The 16065-nt window shown below is 56.3% G+C and carries 20 protein-coding genes; 8 read left to right on the top strand and 12 right to left on the bottom strand.

The window, feature by feature from the left end; genetic code table 11:
- Positions 1 to 69: 69 nt before the first annotated feature.
- Both DKY63_RS29780 and DKY63_RS29775 read left to right on the top strand, forming a co-directional pair.
- A complete protein-coding gene (locus tag DKY63_RS29780) occupies positions 70 to 309 on the top strand; it encodes a DUF1654 domain-containing protein (protein ID WP_110967404.1) in 240 nt (79 codons plus the stop codon).
- A gap of 4 nt (positions 310 to 313) precedes the next feature.
- A complete protein-coding gene (locus DKY63_RS29775; protein WP_110967403.1) occupies positions 314 to 1003 on the top strand; it encodes an endonuclease in 690 nt (229 codons plus the stop codon).
- An 80-nt stretch (positions 1004 to 1083) separates the two neighbouring features.
- Here DKY63_RS29775 and DKY63_RS29770 read toward each other — a convergent pair whose 3' ends face one another.
- The gene (locus DKY63_RS29770; protein ID WP_110967402.1) at positions 1084 to 1452 is read right to left on the bottom strand and encodes an SPOR domain-containing protein; all 369 of its coding nucleotides are present in this window, start codon (positions 1450 to 1452) and stop codon (positions 1084 to 1086) included.
- A gap of 250 nt (positions 1453 to 1702) precedes the next feature.
- On the opposite strand from DKY63_RS29770, the gene csrA reads away from it, so the two are divergent.
- The gene (gene csrA / locus DKY63_RS29765; RefSeq protein ID WP_077044507.1) at positions 1703 to 1897 is read left to right on the top strand and encodes a carbon storage regulator CsrA; all 195 of its coding nucleotides are present in this window, start codon (positions 1703 to 1705) and stop codon (positions 1895 to 1897) included.
- Between the two features lie 124 nt (positions 1898 to 2021).
- Here the strand turns inward: csrA and DKY63_RS29760 are convergent, their stop codons facing one another.
- Positions 2022 to 2477: a DUF2214 family protein gene (locus DKY63_RS29760; RefSeq protein ID WP_110967401.1), complete on the bottom strand. Its 456-nt coding sequence runs from the start codon at positions 2475 to 2477 to the stop codon at positions 2022 to 2024.
- 245 nt (positions 2478 to 2722) lie between these two features.
- On the opposite strand from DKY63_RS29760, the gene DKY63_RS29755 reads away from it, so the two are divergent.
- The gene (locus tag DKY63_RS29755) at positions 2723 to 3475 is read left to right on the top strand and encodes a carbonic anhydrase (protein ID WP_110967400.1); all 753 of its coding nucleotides are present in this window, start codon (positions 2723 to 2725) and stop codon (positions 3473 to 3475) included.
- A gap of 55 nt (positions 3476 to 3530) precedes the next feature.
- Here DKY63_RS29755 and DKY63_RS29750 read toward each other — a convergent pair whose 3' ends face one another.
- Entirely contained in the window at positions 3531 to 3725 is a 195-nt protein-coding gene (locus DKY63_RS29750) for a hypothetical protein (RefSeq protein ID WP_110967399.1), read from the bottom strand.
- Between the two features lie 395 nt (positions 3726 to 4120).
- Positions 4121 to 4288 carry a hypothetical protein gene (locus DKY63_RS32460; protein WP_204354273.1) on the bottom strand — a complete coding sequence of 56 codons (168 nt, stop codon included), beginning with the start codon at positions 4286 to 4288 and terminating at the stop codon, positions 4121 to 4123.
- A 373-nt stretch (positions 4289 to 4661) separates the two neighbouring features.
- Here DKY63_RS32460 and DKY63_RS29745 point away from each other — a divergent pair, with 373 nt between their 5' ends.
- Together DKY63_RS29745 and DKY63_RS29740 are read left to right on the top strand one after the other, a co-directional pair.
- Positions 4662 to 4871, top strand: a complete 210-nt coding sequence (locus DKY63_RS29745; protein WP_110967398.1) for a hypothetical protein — start codon at positions 4662 to 4664, stop codon at positions 4869 to 4871.
- Positions 4872 to 5544: 673 nt separating this feature from the next.
- Positions 5545 to 5934, top strand: coding sequence for a hypothetical protein (locus DKY63_RS29740; RefSeq protein WP_110967397.1), 390 nt, complete (start codon positions 5545 to 5547; stop codon positions 5932 to 5934).
- Here the strand turns inward: DKY63_RS29740 and DKY63_RS29735 are convergent.
- Positions 5904 to 6416 (bottom strand): lysis system i-spanin subunit Rz, encoded by a 513-nt coding sequence (locus tag DKY63_RS29735; protein WP_110967396.1) that lies wholly within the window; start codon positions 6414 to 6416, stop codon positions 5904 to 5906. The genes DKY63_RS29740 and DKY63_RS29735 overlap by 31 nt on opposite strands.
- A complete protein-coding gene (locus DKY63_RS29730; RefSeq protein ID WP_110967395.1) occupies positions 6413 to 6838 on the bottom strand; it encodes a cell wall hydrolase in 426 nt (141 codons plus the stop codon). Before DKY63_RS29730 ends, DKY63_RS29735 begins: the two co-directional genes overlap by 4 nt.
- Before the next feature lie 101 nt (positions 6839 to 6939).
- Here DKY63_RS29730 and DKY63_RS29725 point away from each other — a divergent pair, with 101 nt between their 5' ends.
- Positions 6940 to 8055: an acyltransferase family protein gene (locus tag DKY63_RS29725; protein ID WP_110967394.1), complete on the top strand. Its 1116-nt coding sequence runs from the start codon at positions 6940 to 6942 to the stop codon at positions 8053 to 8055.
- A 48-nt stretch (positions 8056 to 8103) separates the two neighbouring features.
- Positions 8104 to 8259 carry a hypothetical protein gene (locus tag DKY63_RS32260; protein ID WP_162634940.1) on the top strand — a complete coding sequence of 52 codons (156 nt, stop codon included), beginning with the start codon at positions 8104 to 8106 and terminating at the stop codon, positions 8257 to 8259.
- Positions 8260 to 8342: 83 nt separating this feature from the next.
- Here the strand turns inward: DKY63_RS32260 and DKY63_RS29720 are convergent, their stop codons facing one another.
- The 6 genes from DKY63_RS29720 to DKY63_RS29695 are packed head-to-tail and all read right to left on the bottom strand — an operon-like array spanning position 8343 to position 16045.
- Positions 8343 to 8891, bottom strand: a complete 549-nt coding sequence (locus DKY63_RS29720) for a glycoside hydrolase family 19 protein (protein WP_110967393.1) — start codon at positions 8889 to 8891, stop codon at positions 8343 to 8345.
- 51 nt (positions 8892 to 8942) lie between these two features.
- Positions 8943 to 11597 (bottom strand): SGNH/GDSL hydrolase family protein, encoded by a 2655-nt coding sequence (locus DKY63_RS29715; RefSeq protein ID WP_110967392.1) that lies wholly within the window; start codon positions 11595 to 11597, stop codon positions 8943 to 8945.
- Positions 11598 to 11655: 58 nt separating this feature from the next.
- The gene (locus DKY63_RS29710) at positions 11656 to 12111 is read right to left on the bottom strand and encodes a hypothetical protein (RefSeq protein ID WP_110967391.1); all 456 of its coding nucleotides are present in this window, start codon (positions 12109 to 12111) and stop codon (positions 11656 to 11658) included.
- A gap of 9 nt (positions 12112 to 12120) precedes the next feature.
- Entirely contained in the window at positions 12121 to 15186 is a 3066-nt protein-coding gene (locus DKY63_RS29705; protein WP_110967390.1) for a host specificity factor TipJ family phage tail protein, read from the bottom strand.
- The gene (locus tag DKY63_RS29700; protein WP_110967389.1) at positions 15183 to 15566 is read right to left on the bottom strand and encodes a hypothetical protein; all 384 of its coding nucleotides are present in this window, start codon (positions 15564 to 15566) and stop codon (positions 15183 to 15185) included. The genes DKY63_RS29705 and DKY63_RS29700 overlap by 4 nt, the downstream gene beginning before the upstream one ends.
- Complete coding sequence (locus tag DKY63_RS29695; protein WP_110967388.1) at positions 15563 to 16045, bottom strand: DUF1833 family protein; 483 nt, start codon at positions 16043 to 16045, stop codon at positions 15563 to 15565. The genes DKY63_RS29700 and DKY63_RS29695 overlap by 4 nt, the downstream gene beginning before the upstream one ends.
- Between the last annotated feature and the right edge of the window lie 20 nt (positions 16046 to 16065).

Below are 16065 nucleotides of genomic sequence, written 5' to 3'. Positions count from 1 at the left end.
TTTTAAGCAGTTGCGAAATTGCTGACAGTTAAATACTGTATGCACGTACAGCTTAATAAGGATAATTCGATGGACTCCATTTCCGCTTCAGCCGATGCCTACGTCCGCATGGGCCTGCGCGTTCAGAAAATCATCAACTCCCCCACCGCTCAAAAAGCCAAGGCCGCGCTGATATTCCGCCTGCCGGACGAGCCGGTGGATGAATGGGAGCGGTTGCTCGAAGAAATCGATGAAAACGACAATGTCACCCTCGCCTACCGCGACGATGGCGGCGTGCAGGTTTTCTGGGTAGTGCCGAAGGAAGATTGAGTTAATGAGTGTCCGTTGTTTAAGTTTTCTGCTTCTGTTGTTCGCCATGGGCGCCCATGCCGACGCGCCACGCACGTTCACCGAAGCCAAGAAAGTCGCCTGGAAACTGTATGCGCCTCAATCCACCGAGTTTTATTGCGGCTGCAAATACACGGGCAACAAAGTGAACCTCGCGGCCTGCGGTTATGTACCGCGCAAGAATGCCAAGCGCGCGGCGCGCATCGAGTGGGAACACATTGTCCCGGCGTGGCAGATCGGCCATCAACGCCAGTGCTGGCAGGAAGGCGGGCGCAAGAACTGCACACGCTACGATTCGGTCTATCAGAAGGCTGAGGCCGACCTGCACAACCTGGTGCCGAGCATCGGCGAGGTCAATGGCGATCGCAGCAACTTCAGCTTCGGCTGGCTGCCGGAGCAATCGGGTCAATATGGCTCATGCCTGACGCAAATCGACTTCAAGGCGAAGAAGGTCATGCCGCGCCCGTCCGTTCGCGGCATGATCGCCAGAACCTATTTCTACATGAGTAAACAGTACGGTTTGCGTCTGTCGAAACAGGATCGACAACTGTATGAAGCCTGGGACAAGACCTACCCGGTTCAGGCCTGGGAGCGCCAACGCAACCAGAGCGTGGCGTGCGTTATGGGACGCGGCAATGAGTTTGTCGGCCCCATCGATATGAAAGCCTGCGGCTGATCGTCGCCGCAAAACAAAAGGCCTCGGATTGATCTCCGAGGCCTTTTCGCTCCAATTGCCTGTGCGTTGCAATCAATGCCTTACTGGCCCGCAGGACGCTCGAGAACCAGCACCTCAATGTTCTGCTTCTTCGCCCGGACCAGCGCTGCGTTCACCTCGTCCTTCTTGGCATCCGCTTCAGCTTTCGAAGCGTAGGGGCCCATCAGAATTCGGGTGTTGCCATTGGCCTCCCTGATGACATTGGACATGAACTGGTGCTCGATCAACCAGCCACTGAGATCGCTGACGGCCTGCGGCGTTTCTCCACGCACTTCCAGATCCCATTGCGGTCCAGAGGACTGCGCAGGTCCGACCTGCGTGGCCGGTGCAGGCTTGGGTGCCTCGGCACGTTTGTCGTCACCACATCCCGCCAGCGCCAGTACCGCCATTACCAAGACCCATTTGCGCACAGCGTTTCCCCCAGAAGGCTTAAAGAGCGGATTTTAACACTCATGAATACTTCCCGAGTGCCGCAAAATGGCCACAAAACAACGAGAATCATGGATGCGGCCTCTGTATAGTTACGCCTTGGGAATTAATGCTGTATCTGCGCGTCAGAAAGAGGCACCCAAACCGTGAGACTTCGCACTAATCTATACATACCACCGACTTCTGCACTGTCCGAATCAGGTGCCCCACGAAGCAATTAAGGAGAAGACCATGCTGATACTCACCCGCAAAGTCGGTGAAAGCATAAATATTGGTGATGACATTACGATCACCATCCTCGGCGTAAGCGGTCAGCAAGTCAGGATTGGCATCAACGCTCCGAAGGACGTTGCGGTGCATCGCGAAGAGATCTATCAGCGCATTCAGGCTGGCCTGACCGCTCCGGCGAAACCGCCGACTCCTTGAGCCCTGATGCAGTCAGTAGCCAGCCCGGTAGCCCTGCACCGACGGCTGGCTAAAGATTCAAGTGCCAACGCCCCCTTTCCTGCTTCATCCCTCCACCGCAAACACAGGCGCCTGATCGCAACGGCTAGCCAAACGTAATGCCGCGCGCCATGCCACTGGCCGCGACAACCATCAGCAACATCAGCCCCCCTTCAAGATGGCTGATCCGCGCAAACAGCGTAGCGCGACCGGTGTTGATGTCCGCACCGCGGGCCAGCGCCACCCGCCATTTGATCAACGTCAGCATCGGCGCCACTTCAAGCAGAAAAATCAGGACGAAAAGCGTCATCTTGAGGTGGAACAACGGCTGATGCAGGTAATACTCTGCGCCCTTTTCGTACCCGCCGAAAGCACGCATGCCTCCGGTCACCAGCAGAATGAGCGCGGAAATTCCCCAGAGGTTATCCGCGATCAACACGCTGCGAGCCTCCCCCACGCCTTTTGCCAAACGCCGAAAACTCGTACCACGCGTGAGCACCGCCCAGAATCCCAGGCCGAACGCCAATAGGTGAAGCGCCGCAAGTAGCCAGTGAGCCAGCATCGGGAAACTCCTGTAAGAGCCAAATTGATCAAGCCTGTCAGTAGTAGCTCATCAATCGCTGTATTGCATTCGCCCATGATCAGCAACTGCGTGGATTCGACTCAGACGGCCTATTCCACAGGTCGGATAAGACATGACATTTAAGGGACCAACTAGACTCCACTACGCCAGTGCAACATGTTCTTGCAAATGCACGACCCCCAATCGCAGTCCTTCCCACCGAATTGAACCGAGTGAATAAAATCATGTGTAAATCATGTGATTCAAACTCTGCTTCAAACAACAATGAGCGTCGTCGTTTTCTTCGTCTTGCCGGATTAGGAGCCGGTGCGCTTTTACTCGCCGGCACACTGCCCGATCAAATCCTTCAGGCAGCCGAAAAAACCTCGACGCCCCCTAAGCCGAAAAACGTCATCAGCCCCGACGAGGCACTGAAAAGACTGATGGCAGGCAATGAACGCTATGTCAGCGGCAACTCGGAAACCCACGACTTCAAGGACGAACGTGAGGCCCTGGTCTCCGGTCAAAACCCGTTCGTGGCGGTCCTGAGCTGCTCTGATTCACGCATCGCCCCTGAGTATGCGTTCGACACCGCACGGGGCGACCTCTTCGCCGTCCGCGTCGCCGGCAACTTCGTCACGGACGAAGGCCTGGCGAGCCTCGAATATGGGGTCGCGGTGCTCGGCGCACCGCTGATTCTGGTCCTGGGGCATGAGAGCTGTGGCGCCATCGAGGCCGGTATCAAAGCCGTCAAGGATCATACGGTCTTCCCCGGGCAAATCCCGAAACTGACGGATGCTCTCAAGTCGTCAATCGAGCAAGTGATTAAACAGCCAGGGGACTTGGTGGCGAACGCCACCGCGCAGAATGTAAAAAACTCGGTCGAACGCCTCAAGCAAGCCACCCCACTGCTGACCGACGCGCTCGGCAGTGGCAAGTTGAAAATAGTGGGAGGGGTTTATCGCCTGGCAACCGGCAAGGTCGAGCTGATTGCCTGAGACAGGGATCAACAGAGCCAGATGCACAGAGCCCAGCGCAATGGCTGGGCTCTGTTCACTTTCTGTTTTCCATCATTTTGTCGGCGAGGGTCCTGGCCCTCTCGATCAACAGATTCTGCCTGTCTTCATGGGTAGCACCACCGACGACGGGTGCGGTCAGATTGCTTTCGGCAATCAGCGCGGCGCAAAAGTACTGATCCCAAACGGTTTGACTGCCGGACGATGGCTTGTTCGCTGGGTCGGAGATCATGATCGACTCCTCTGAATTAGATAGCGCCTTTCATTCTACGCTCGAATGGCGATGTGACGGCGGCATTCAAACTTCAGGGCCTGGCTAGAGGATCCACCTGAGAAGCACATGGGATGCAATCCACGAGGACGCCTCCACCACCGTCCACTGAAGCAGAAGGCAAACGGTCAGATACGCCGCAAAGAACTTGATCATCGCTCGCCTCCCCATTCAACGCACTCCCGCTCAAAAATCAGCGAAACACATGGACATGTTCTGGTTGGATGCAATTGGGCGCTGACAGTTCAATTTCAAATCGAATTGGTTTTCATTCGGAAGCGCAACCCGACATCCATTGATCAATGGACCGGTACTCCGGGTAACGCACGCCTCCTCAAGCCTTTGATATTGGCGCCTCAATCCTCTTGATCGAACTGATCGAGATAATCGACGTCATCATCTACTTCGTCTTCTTCATCAAGAATCCCCTGAGCATCCGCTTCGACGAATGACTCCATATCGTGGAATTCAAGATCGAGCAGGTGGTCATGCTCATGCTCGGGAATATCGATCTCATCGCTCATTTGCATTTCCTGCGTTGACTACACTGCGCATGGGGCTTCTGTACGAGCACCAAACGCCAGACAACAAAAAAGGGCCCACCTTTCGGTGGGCCCTTCCAGACCGCCCAGCAGAGCGGATTTTGTTTGGTAGGCGCGATTGGACTCGAACCAACGACCCCCACCATGTCAAGGTGACCGTGAGGCTATCATAACCGGTTGATCTATAAGATAAAACTGGTGTTTTTTAGCGCACGTAAAACCAGCATATCGCCCTATAAGAATCAATAACTTAGCGTTGTATATTCCTACAGTAGTTCCCCTTCTCTGGCATCCTGCCGAACGAAACCACCCATCCAAAGGAATGCTACGCTGACCTCATTACCGAGGATCCGCGATGCCACATTCCGACCTGCTCCCTTCCCTGCTGTTCAAGATCAACGAAAACCAACTCGCACTCGAGGCCGCGATCATGGAATTGACAGAATGGGTCGAGAAACACGGCGGTACCGAAATCGCCGAGAACGTTCGTGGCGCCCTGGTCGCAATCGACCGCAACGAGGAATTCATCAAAATGACGCTTGCGGTAATGATGACGCCCGATTGACTACAATTGGACAGCCATACAAGGGGAGAACCAAGTGATTACACATCGTCATCTTTTCGTACTTTCCTTCTTTCTCGTCGCGTCCTGCGGACAGGTCGTTGCGCAGTCGACCGCCGAATCTCGAGTGGATAAGCTTGAGGAAACCGTTCGCACCCTGGAGCGTCGCGTAGCCACACTTGAGGATCAACTGCGGCAGAGAAATGCTGCTCCCTCCATTCCACCAGGCAAAGAGAACTGGCGAAGGATTCAAAAGGGGCTATCGGAGGCAGACGTAGAAAGGTTACTTGGCAGCCCGACAAAGGTCAGATCGAATGTCGCCTTCACCAGTTGGGAGTACGGAGATTCGGGCGAAGGGTACGTGCAATTTGATAGCAAGAGTGGCACTGTCGAGGGCTGGCAAGAACCGTGACGTAATTAGCCATAATTCTATGTGTGCGGATTAGCTGGCGTATTCAAAAGGCGCTAAATAGGGGGTTTCAGCGCTCGTTGAGACCCCTTACAAGCCCTCAAGGGAACATCAATTGGTACAGAAACTGGTACGAGATGCGCCCATCCTCCCCCGGTGTCCTACCGACGTATACCATCCATAAACCCACCGTCTCGTCGCATCACCCTCGCGAAAAGCACGCGTCTCGATTACTGTATAAAAAAACAGTACTTAGAAGGCCCTCCCATGGACTCGCTTGAAATCGAAGACACCGATGACTGGCTCGGCAGCCCTACCCCGCTCGAAACCTGCCGGCACCAGCTGCGGATGTACGAAAACGAATTCGAAGAGCTGAACCTACAACTGCGCGAGGCGCGAGGGAAAATCTTCACCCTGGTCGAAATGCACGCCGAAGCTGCCAAGGAGCGTGACTCGCTCCGGGCCCAGCTCGCAGCCGCTACGGCAGAGGCAACTGGTGCGAACCGACGTGCCAGTGATATCGAAATCAAGAGCAACTGTGAGCTGATGGCCAAAGACAGGCACATCAGCGAACTGAGCACCCAAATCCGAACTCTCAAAGGTGAGAATCCGCACGCGTCCTCTTTTCAAGGCCGGCGAGTCAATTCCGACACGTAGGCTTGGCACGCAGCCAACGCGATCAATCCCCGGTCGCCTTCATCGGTGATGGCGACAATTCGTTGAGCATGCGCTGGGTCAAGTTCGGCTCGTATGGCGCCATGAACCACGCCGCCGGCGCCGGCGGTGGCAGGCATTGAACAGCCACCGGCTGCCCCCTCGGCAAGGAGGACTGACAGCCGCAGATCAGCAGTGGCAAGGCGATCACGCAGGCGCGCCTGGTCTTTTTGAACATTGGTCAAAGTCTCGTGGTGGGATTGGTCGCTGGCCGCAAGGCGCTGCTCGAGCAGCAGGCGCTTGTCCTGCTCGGCCCTCTGCGCAGCGGTGCCGACCATGGCCAGCTGATTGAGGGTGTCAGTGTGCAACCGCGACTGTTCGGCGAGCTGCGCGCCGTAGCGCCAGCCCTGAGCCTGCCAGGCACTGGCGACGCCGAGCAGAATCAGCGCCAGCGCGGCGACCACCTTCCACGCCACGGGGGTCATGGCACGTCCCGGAAGAAGATGTGCCCACCCAGTTTCAGAGTCTGCTTCGCCTTCGCGGCCCAGGCCGGGGGCGTCTTCATGCTGGCTGCGTAGTAGTGAGTGGCCCCACCGGTGAGATCCGGCGACTTCCCATCAATCACCTGGTCAGCCGCGATCCGCGCCTGCGCCAACTCACGGAACGGGATCTGTTTCACGCCGCTTAGGTATGGGTAATTCGGGTCGTTTCTGTTCCAGCAACTGAACTGGTACTTGGCCTGGCACACGCCGGCGTAGCCCTCCCCCCACCATGACTTAGAGTTGCCGTCGAACACGCGGTTACGGATGGTCCAGCCTACAGCGATCTGGCCAAGGATCTCTTCGCCACGAGCTTCGCCCCATATAGTCCTGGCAAGAACGTCGCGATCTTTTTCGGTTACAGGCATAATTTCTCCAGACGAAAAAAAGCCCGCTCGATGACGGGCATGGGATGTACGGCAATTTCGCAAATTTTCTATCAGCAACATTGATTTTAGGACGATGCAGGATGAAGCTCGCTACATTATTGAGCAGGGAAAATAATAATCTTGATATTTTTCGTGTAGTTGCAGCATGTATGGTTATTTACGGACACGCCTACGCTCTAGTTCCGCACGGTGGTGAGAAAGATTTTATTGCCAGCCTTTTAGGCTACGACTACTCAGGCTCACTGGCGGTCAACATATTCTTCTTTCTCAGCGGATTAGTTGTCACAAACAGTTTGATTACAAAGCGATCCCCAATAGATTTTATTGTTGCTAGGTCCTTTCGAATATGGCCTGCACTTATATTTACGACCGTAGTATCTGCGATAATATTAGGACCAATTATCAGCACTCTGCCAGTCGATCAATACTTTCGAGAGTCAGGCACGTATAGCTATGTAACAAAAAACATACTACTTACCGCCACGTTCCCACTTCCAGGCGTATTTGAAACAAACCACTTCAAAGCAGCAGTTAATGGCTCTCTTTGGACGATATCCTATGAAGTAGCAGCCTACGCCGTTCTGCTCGCCCTCTTCATGATTGGAGGCTCGAGGTATAAGTGGGTGGCCTTCTCAATATTCCTGACTATTGCAGTCAACCCATTCTTGCCTGAACAATATCAACTCAGTTTTTTGCCGACGACCAAGCTAGCCATCATGCTAGCTCCGTGCTTCGCAGCTGGATCAATGCTCGCCTTATTCAAAGACCATATACACATCAATATCTACGGTGTTTCAGGCCTTTGGATTCTATTTTACTTTTTGAGCAAATCCCCGGCAGCCCAATATGTCTTGTACTCAGGCGTATTCATTACAATACTCTACCTTTCAAGCCTTACCACTATAATAAAACTTAAAACTAAAGCAGATATTTCTTACGGAATATACCTTTGGGGATTCCCTATTCAACAGTTGTTAGTGAAGTATTTTCCTGAGCAAGGGATTGTATTCAACCAGATTTTCGCAATTACGCTGTGCTGTATATTGGGTTACGCTTCTTGGGTCCTGATAGAGCGCAACAGCATAAAAGCAGGGTCAGTATTTGCAAAAAAACTGCATGCATTTTCGCTTAAAAAATACGATTCTTCGTTACGTGACAGTGCAAAACTTGCGAACAAAATTCCGGACCTCCATTGAGACGCCCGGGAAAATTAAAGCGATCACCACGCTAGTTAGGAACATTATATGGAAGACAAAAAAGACGAATCGTTTTATCCCGATCCAATGTTCAACGATCCTCCGGAACCGCTTTCGATAAAGGACAGCTTGTGGCTTCTGGCCGCTGTCTTCGGAGTCGTCGCCGTAATTCTCTTAGGTGGATACCTAAACGGCTCGCTGTAAGCTTCACTCCTGAAAATGGAGCCTTCGGGCTCCCCATCTTGGATGTACTGGCCGACTAATCCCCTTCCATTATATATCTACGATCAGACCAGCACCCTAAGCGCCGACTTATAGAAGGCCAGACGCTCGGCCAAGCCATTCAAACCGCCATTGATTCGTCGCGTGATTTGATTGAATTCACGAGCGTCCAGGGCGTTCAGGTTGCGCGAATGCCAGAACCAAGCTGCCGACTTGCATGCCCATTCGGCATCCTCGAGCAACCCAGGCGAGCGCAACAGTCGGTCGTCGCCGAACAGGGCTTTACTACATGCCTGATAGTTGTCGTGACCGGTGATTTGGATCAGGCCTCGCCCGCGGCACTTCTGCCCGTCACCGTCGGCCTCGGGCGTATTGCCAAGGCGAGCAGCTAGCTGGCCGGTGTCGTACCTGCTCAGGTACTGGTCGCCGCCCAGTTCGCGCACGTAGTTGAACTGGCCAGACTCATGCCCAACTTGCGCAATGAAGGCAGCCATCCGCAGCCGTGTATTGATCTTGAACTGATCCATGGCCAAGCCAAGGGCTGACGCGAAAACGCCGGCGTTTTTACCGGCCATTGGGAGGATCTGCAAGAGTTGCTGTGATGTGATTGGCATGTTTTCTCCCGACGAAAGAAAGCCCGCACGATCGCGGGCCTTTCGTGTCAATTAAACGATTGAGGTGATAATTCCGTTGGCCACCGTGACAGTTTTCCCGTCGTTGGTGGTGAAACTTCCAGACGCCCTGACGGTGGTATCCAAGATCGCCGCTGTGCTGAATGAGATTGGCCCGTAGTACAGGTTTTGAGTAACCCCTGTCGTGTTATCGACCGCCCCGAGGATGAACACAGCTGGGTTGGTCTGGCCGAAGTTGTCTACGGTAATTCGCTGCGTAATTAATACGCCATCTAGGTACAACAGAATCCCGCTTGGCAAGCCGGTTACCGACTTTCTGACCTTGACCCGGATTGTATGCTTCACCCCCATCGTCACCTTGGTGTTTGTCTCCATGGTTACAACGTCGGCTGATGGGTTCTTGAAATATGAAACCCGCAGGAACGCACCTGAAGCAGTGACAACCAAAGAAATTCGCAGGTATCTCAGGCCCGCCCCGTTCGCCAAGTCAAACAAACTAATCAGGCCAGAGGTTGCGCCGGCGAGATTCGTCATATAGAAATCAAATGACGCATCAATGGCAGAGTTAAATGCAAGAGCCTTCTGGATGTAGTTGAACACCCCGGTTCCCGGCGGCGGAACCGCTCGCATCGACTTACCCGCCCCCCATGGCGCGTCAACGATAGACACCGCACCGACAGTCGTATATGCAGCCAGGCTTCCAGACGAGAAGTCGTCAGAGTGCAGAAGGGATGATTTGCCCTCGACGAGCGACGGGGTGCTGAATCCATCCGTGTATTCGTCGTAGATCAGTTCGTGATTCTTGAGAAACGCTGCTGTACCTGCGCGCTGAATCACTGCATCACGGTTGATAACGCGAGCAGCCCCGCCCGATGCCCACTGGACCCAAAAGTTCGTTAGTACCTGGCGAGTGGCGGTTGTCGTCGCGTGCACACCATCAGGGAAATACCGGAGCTGATCGCCTTTCTTCACATCCATGAAATACGCAATGTCGAAGAAGCCGAGGCTCAGCGTATCCGCGAACTCACGGACTTTCTCTGCTACCGAATAGATGGATGGCGTCGGCTCGTTGTTCGTGAACTCGCTAGGGGCGCCCGCCGTAATAATGACCGGATACACCCCCTGGGCGATGAACGAAGAGTGCCGGATGTACGACACAAGGAAGCTCCACGCCCCCATGATGGTGGATCGGTCCAGCTTAGTCACGGTGCCGGAAGCGAAGGTGCCAGTGTGTCCTGTGCTGTTGTAACTCAGAGTGATCGTGTTTCCGCTCTTCGTCTGCACGCGGCCGGAAAGATAGTCCAACTTTGGGATTCCCGTGACGCGCAAAGTCACCGCGTCGCCCACCGCAATCGTACCGACTGCAGACAGGGTGATCGAGGTTGTGGCGCCGACAGTCACGCCGGTTACCGTTTGGGTTTCAGGCGTTTTCGTGCCAAGCGCGCGATTCATGTCGTTGTGCGCATGGTCCAGAATCACAACGCCGTACCCGAGTTGGGTATTGCCGAAGGCCTGCCTGATTCGATAATCAGCAGTCATCTGCGATGGCTTGGTGATGAGGTCAAAAGTGTCGCTGTAGGCACTGCTCGGGCCATAAGCTGCAAGGCCTGCGAGGCGGTCGTCCTCGGTCATGCTCAGCGCGGCGATGGTACTGATGGCAAATGCGTCACCGCCAACGTCGTAGCCGGCGTGCGATCCTGACCACGCCATGTTGGTGACGCCGACCCCCATTGTCTTACCAAAAAGCTCAGGGTATCCATCGACCCCTACCCCTTGGTGAGGAATGGACGTACCGAGCCAAAGTGCGCTGAGGCCGGACCAGTCCACGACCGGACACTTTGTCCGCGGGTGAGCGACCTGCACATCGGTTACTGGCGCCTGGTTCTTCAGCTTTCCGTAATTACCGGCAGGGTTGAGCACCAGCAGCGTGCCGCCGTAATACTTTTTGGTGAGCGTGGCGCCTTGTAAAGCCACCTGAAACGTTCCGCCGGCCAGGTCGATGTATTCGGATGAGGACGCCTCGGCTGCGGTGACGGCTACCGTAACGTTTCCAGCGTTTGCTGCAACGAAGTCGTATAGGCTGCGGTGCTCATCAAGCTTGTCTTTTACCGTGCGCTCGGAATAGTTGACCAGGCTCGCCCCGCCAGTCATGGCAAGCTGCTGGCGAAGAGCCGCATCACCGATGGAAACCAATTTGACCGAGTCGGTCGCCCAGATCCCGGTCGTGGTCCACGGCAGGGTGCCGGCTTTCGCCTTGTACAGCTCCGAATTGTACTGGATCAGCTGCGTAACCCGGGTCAGTACAATGCCCGCGGCGTATGGAACAGGGTTTTCATATCCGCGACTTTGCTCAGATGCTGCGTAGTCTGCAGCGCGCTGGGCCTGTGCGGCATTAAAGTCACTGGTCCGCTGATTCTGCGCGACAGTGAAGTCATTGGCACGCTGACTTTGGGCAGCAGTAAAATCATTGGCGCGTTGACTTTGGGCAGCGGTGAAATCAGCAGCCCGCTGGGATTGTGCCGTAGCAAACGCGGCCTCAATGCCAGCCCAGGATAGGCGGCTGACGCTTCTCCGATCTGGATACGCCGGCGCAGGGCCGAGAATTAGGTAATCGAGATTTTGGGCGTTATCAATAAGATCTTTCGGGTGGGTGCTGCCGATCGGGTTGAATGTGGCGAAAATTGTCATGCTGTAGCTCCAGGCATGCTTGGCCAGATAGGCAATTTGATTTTGTGTTGAGTTAGGCTCATGCCTCCGGCCATTCCTTATTCATCGCGACGTCAAAGATGTTTGATTGCAGGATGTACTCAGGCGCGAACAGTACCCATGCAGCATCCACAACTGGCCGTTTGAGCAATTCGAGGTTGGCTGTGAATCTCCAAAGGCTCACACCCACAAGCGTTGGCCCGTTGTAAATGTCGGTGAAGCGAGCCTGGTAATCGTCAAAGCCGATTGGCGTTTTTAGCTGGCACTGAAACCACAGGCTTCCAGAGAGCAGAACATGCTCGAACCAGCCTTCGAAAAGCTGTGCCTGCGCATCTGTAAACATCCAGGAAACCGAAGCCACAGTTGGAACTGATGAGAATCTGCGACGCTGTATTGCCCGACCGGTTGTCAGTTGCGTACGTGCTATGGGACTCACCGGCATGAAGTCGTAGCCCTCTCGAAGAGGCGCCGGTAATCCCTCTGGGTATTCAATCATGGCCGGTCCTTATGCGGGCGCAATGGCGCTGTCGTAGGTGTAAACGCGGGCGTCGTAAGGCATGCCCTTCAACGCCACGTTGCCGTTGGATGGAAGTGAGCTGTTTACTAAGACCGGATATGCCCACTTGCTAGCTGGGCCGACAAGCAACTGCGGAAGTTCCAAAGTCATGCTGGTGTCTGGCTCGAAATCCAGATCGGCAATCTGCAGGTGGTATTCGTCGATCGCGGTGACCGGAAACGGACCTGAAAGCGTTCCATCGGGGCGACTGATACCGACTCGGTAGGGCTCTGGCGCCGACCAGTCGATTGGCTCTGTCGACTCGATCAAGAACCCGCCGCCGAATGCCGTGGCGCTGCGCAGTTGTGCGCTTTGACACAGGCCCGGGGTGTCGCTGGCCACCGCGCAGAAGCTCAGGTAACCCGAGTTCATGCCCGCGAGTTCCGTTTCCCATGCGTAGGTGTCCTGGCGGAACAACTGGTGACCGCGACGGCGCATGCCGATCCGGTAGGCGCGATCGCGATCGCCGACGCCCGGCAACTTGATCTTTTCCACCTTCAGCCCGGCATCGCCCGGCCAACGGCACGGCACGGTTTCCCATGCCCACGTCAGATTCGAGTAATACTCAACGTCCACCCCATCGAAATCGTTGACCGACGGCATCGAGCCTTCGATCTTGAGGGGCTTGGTCATGTTCTGCGGCGAATATGTCTGCGTCTTCGGCCCGTAGGTGATATCAAACGCCGCGCGCGGCTCATCACGAACCAGGCTGACCAAGCCGTTCTTGATGGTCAGCTCGGCATAGCCGCATGCCAATGCATCGTTGATCCGGTCTTTTGCCGTGCTGGTGTCGTCGATCACCTCGTCGTAATACTGACCGGCAGCCTCGAACACCGAGTGCAGGCGATCCCACTCTGGCAGGTCGATATCGGCGTCGGTGTAGCCGAGCGACTTCAGCACGTTCAGGCACCAGGGCACGATTCCGCGGGTTGGCTGCGGAGCGGTCCAAGCGCCACCGGTGTACACCGGCAAAACTCGGGTGGCGATCAGGTTGACTTGGCTTTCAGACTGGGCAGAAAGGCGATCGCCGCCACGGATTTGCAGCGCCATCACCGTCATGCCCGGGTAAGTGACCGGGCGAGTCTGGCGCAGGCTGCGCAGGTTGTACCAGCTGATGTCGTCCTGCTTTTCGGCATCAATACGGCCCGGCTGGCTCACGAATCGCTTCTTGATTCGCGCCTCTGGCCGCATCGGATAAGGCAAGGTCGCGCGATAGGTGAATCCCTGAGCGTCTCGGGTTCCGCCTAAGTGCTCAATGTTGATCACAGTCCAGTCCCCGGCCGCATCCATGTCCCGATATTCGAACGCATGGAACGAGCGCACCGGGTAAATCTGCCCTTCCCTCCCGATGCCGCATAGACCGTTCGGGTGAAATACCGTCCATTCCAACTCGGTGACGAGCTCGCCTTTGGGCGCGCAGCCGAATGGACCGCGATAGCCACCCTCCAGGTTCGAAGAATCGAGGGTGATCAGACCATTGACGGTCTCCATCAGCGCAAAACCGGGCCACCCGGTATCGGCAGCGCCGGCCGAAGTCAGACGCTCGACAGTCATCAGCGACGAGCTGAAGGCGGTGATCCGGTAGCGCAGACCAATCGGCCCGATGGTGGCCAAGCCGGAACCCAGCGCCAGGCCGACCACCGGCTGGCCGCCGGTGTAGTCCAGGGTCATTTCAGCCGGCTGCTCAGGCGTGCCGGACGACGCCGCAGTACCGGTCGTATTGACTGGACTGGAGCCGAGCACGGCAGATCCTCCGGACGAAACCAGCGCCAACCCGTTGTTCGCTCCGGTCTGCGTGAGCAGAACCTTGCCCGACGAGGCACTGGCAATGAACGGAGCGCTGCCTTTAGCGGTATTGATCGCCGAGACCAGGCCGGCGAGGTTGGTTGTGGCAGTGTTCAGCGCGACCGAGTAAGGCGTCGAGCCGAGCGACACGGTGAAGGTCAGCGGCGTGACGTTGTAGTCGTAGCGTGCCGGGACACTGGAGCCCAGCACGGTCGACGGCGTTCCGGAGGTTGGCGGCACCGCCGGCGCATACGGGGTGTACGTGTTGACGACGTAATACCCGGCGTTGGCGCCCTGGACCTCGATCAGCATGCCTGGGAACGGATTCAGAATGGCCAGCGGCCCGCGCACAATATCGCGCCCTGCCCCGCCATCGACGACGGTGTATTCGTAGGGCGTCAGAACACGAATGATAAGTCCGCTTTCCCAGTCTGCTGGGAATGCACCGGCGCCGGACGGGATAGATATGCTTGTGCCGTTGAACTGGTAAGCCGAGGCGGTCGCTGTCTGCGTCAGGGCGGCGGACACGGTCATTTCAAGGCCTGCCGAGCCGCTGGAACTGGCCCCGACTTCCTTGACGTTGTACCAGAGCATCGAGGCGCTGTTGCCGGCAACACTCGATCCGGGCGGATAAACGTTGCAGATGGCTTCAGAACCCAGCGAGATGATCGGCGTCTCGCCAATCTTGATGTCGCTCAGGTTAGCCTGAACGCTTCCGGCGGACACATAAACCAGCATCTCGGTCCATTGCTCGCGAGGCCCGGCAAACCAGGTGCGTGGCTCAGCCAAGTAAGACGGATAGAGCTTCTGCCGTCCGGCCAGATTGCGCACGGGGTCACCCGCCTTGACCTTGTTGCCCTTTGCGCTGGCCTCGTCGATTGGGTCGCCCTGGGCGGTTGCGCCAGTGGATGGCATGCCTGGCATTTTTGGCATAAGCAATTTGCCTATGGCCTTCACGCCCTTGAATAGCAACGCGGTGATGGTAAAGGGGTCGGTGCCCTTCGGCTCGCGCCAGATCTGCACGCGGTCAGATGGCTTGAATTTGACCTTGTGCCATAGCGTCGGACAGATCAACTCGTCATTTACGGCCACGCTGATCGGCTGCACCGGGGCGCGCTGATAGAATTCCGTCTGCTGCTTGACCCACGCCTCGATCGTCATCCGCTCGCGGGTAGTGAAGGTGGCCAGCGGCGCGGTGTCGAACAGCTTGTTGGGGAAGAATTCGATCATCGGTAGTAAACCACTCGTTGATAGCACGACTCGAAGTCGCGCACAGGGCGAATGCGGGGGCCGCCTGGGTTGGTGTCGAGAACCTTTAGCTGTCCATCCAGATGGACGATTACACCGACATGCTCCAGATAGTCGCCCTTGAAGGCGGCGGCAATGGCTCCAGGCTCTGGCGCGCACTCATTCATGCCGGTCTTGAGGTCGTGATAAGCGACGGTGTTCGCACGCAACCTGGCCCGGCCGACGCCACCCAGCGAAGGCAGCAGCGGTAGGCCGAACACTTCATGTCGCACGGCAATGACCAGGCCGTAACAGTCGAAGGCCAGCGGGCCGCGCGCACCATCTCTGTAGGGTGCTGACAGGTATTTACTGAGCTGGCTCATACGTAGAGCAGTCCTGGTGCGACATTCGGGTTCAGCTTGTCGCGCGGAAAGGCCGTGCCAAGCAGGTCGAACAGGCCGCACGTCAGCGTGGCGGTGACGCCCTCGTACTGACGACTCAGCAGGGACATTCGGTAGCGCTCCGCTGGATAGCTAAAATCCCCCTCCAGGTAGCGCCGAGAGATCAGAGTGATGCGAGCGTTCGCGGCCTTGGCCTGCTCGACCTTCAGTTGCACCTCTCCGCTGGTGTTGTCCAGGGCGAGAATGATGTTCTGGAAGGCGCTGTTATCCTGATTGGGCAGCGCCTGCTCCAGGGCCAGGGCTTTAAAGACGAGCACCCGCGAATCCTCGGTACCGCAGACGCGATCCTCGTAGCCGTCGCAGAACAGGATCGGGGTCGACCAGATAGAACAGGTAGCCTCGATGGTGTTGATCGGTAACGGCCCGCCAGAGGCGTAGCAGACATTTATTGGGTTGCTCATCTGCCACTCCAGATTTCAAT

The organism is Pseudomonas putida, assembly GCF_003228315.1.
GTDB lineage: Bacteria > Pseudomonadota > Gammaproteobacteria > Pseudomonadales > Pseudomonadaceae > Aquipseudomonas > Aquipseudomonas putida_S.
This window is presented reverse-complemented; position numbering and strand designations above follow the sequence as displayed.

What these genes read in the sequence shown, in the direction of transcription:
- DKY63_RS29780 (WP_110967404.1), top strand. Translation starts at nt 70, where the DNA reads ATGGACTCCATTTCCGCTTCAGCCGATGCCTACGTCCGCATGGGCCTG.
- DKY63_RS29775 (WP_110967403.1), top strand. Translation starts at nt 314, where the DNA reads ATGAGTGTCCGTTGTTTAAGTTTTCTGCTTCTGTTGTTCGCCATGGGC.
- csrA (WP_077044507.1), top strand. Translation starts at nt 1,703, where the DNA reads ATGCTGATACTCACCCGCAAAGTCGGTGAAAGCATAAATATTGGTGAT.
- DKY63_RS29760 (WP_110967401.1), bottom strand. Translation starts at nt 2,477, where the DNA reads ATGCTGGCTCACTGGCTACTTGCGGCGCTTCACCTATTGGCGTTCGGC.
- DKY63_RS29755 (WP_110967400.1), top strand. Translation starts at nt 2,723, where the DNA reads ATGTGTAAATCATGTGATTCAAACTCTGCTTCAAACAACAATGAGCGT.
- DKY63_RS29750 (WP_110967399.1), bottom strand. Translation starts at nt 3,725, where the DNA reads ATGATCTCCGACCCAGCGAACAAGCCATCGTCCGGCAGTCAAACCGTT.
- DKY63_RS32460 (WP_204354273.1), bottom strand. Translation starts at nt 4,288, where the DNA reads ATGAGCGATGAGATCGATATTCCCGAGCATGAGCATGACCACCTGCTC.
- DKY63_RS29745 (WP_110967398.1), top strand. Translation starts at nt 4,662, where the DNA reads ATGCCACATTCCGACCTGCTCCCTTCCCTGCTGTTCAAGATCAACGAA.
- DKY63_RS29740 (WP_110967397.1), top strand. Translation starts at nt 5,545, where the DNA reads ATGGACTCGCTTGAAATCGAAGACACCGATGACTGGCTCGGCAGCCCT.
- DKY63_RS29735 (WP_110967396.1), bottom strand. Translation starts at nt 6,416, where the DNA reads ATGACCCCCGTGGCGTGGAAGGTGGTCGCCGCGCTGGCGCTGATTCTG.
- DKY63_RS29730 (WP_110967395.1), bottom strand. Translation starts at nt 6,838, where the DNA reads ATGCCTGTAACCGAAAAAGATCGCGACGTTCTTGCCAGGACTATATGG.
- DKY63_RS29725 (WP_110967394.1), top strand. Translation starts at nt 6,940, where the DNA reads ATGAAGCTCGCTACATTATTGAGCAGGGAAAATAATAATCTTGATATT.
- DKY63_RS32260 (WP_162634940.1), top strand. Translation starts at nt 8,104, where the DNA reads ATGGAAGACAAAAAAGACGAATCGTTTTATCCCGATCCAATGTTCAAC.
- DKY63_RS29720 (WP_110967393.1), bottom strand. Translation starts at nt 8,891, where the DNA reads ATGCCAATCACATCACAGCAACTCTTGCAGATCCTCCCAATGGCCGGT.
- DKY63_RS29715 (WP_110967392.1), bottom strand. Translation starts at nt 11,597, where the DNA reads ATGACAATTTTCGCCACATTCAACCCGATCGGCAGCACCCACCCGAAA.
- DKY63_RS29710 (WP_110967391.1), bottom strand. Translation starts at nt 12,111, where the DNA reads ATGATTGAATACCCAGAGGGATTACCGGCGCCTCTTCGAGAGGGCTAC.
- DKY63_RS29705 (WP_110967390.1), bottom strand. Translation starts at nt 15,186, where the DNA reads ATGATCGAATTCTTCCCCAACAAGCTGTTCGACACCGCGCCGCTGGCC.
- DKY63_RS29700 (WP_110967389.1), bottom strand. Translation starts at nt 15,566, where the DNA reads ATGAGCCAGCTCAGTAAATACCTGTCAGCACCCTACAGAGATGGTGCG.
- DKY63_RS29695 (WP_110967388.1), bottom strand. Translation starts at nt 16,045, where the DNA reads ATGAGCAACCCAATAAATGTCTGCTACGCCTCTGGCGGGCCGTTACCG.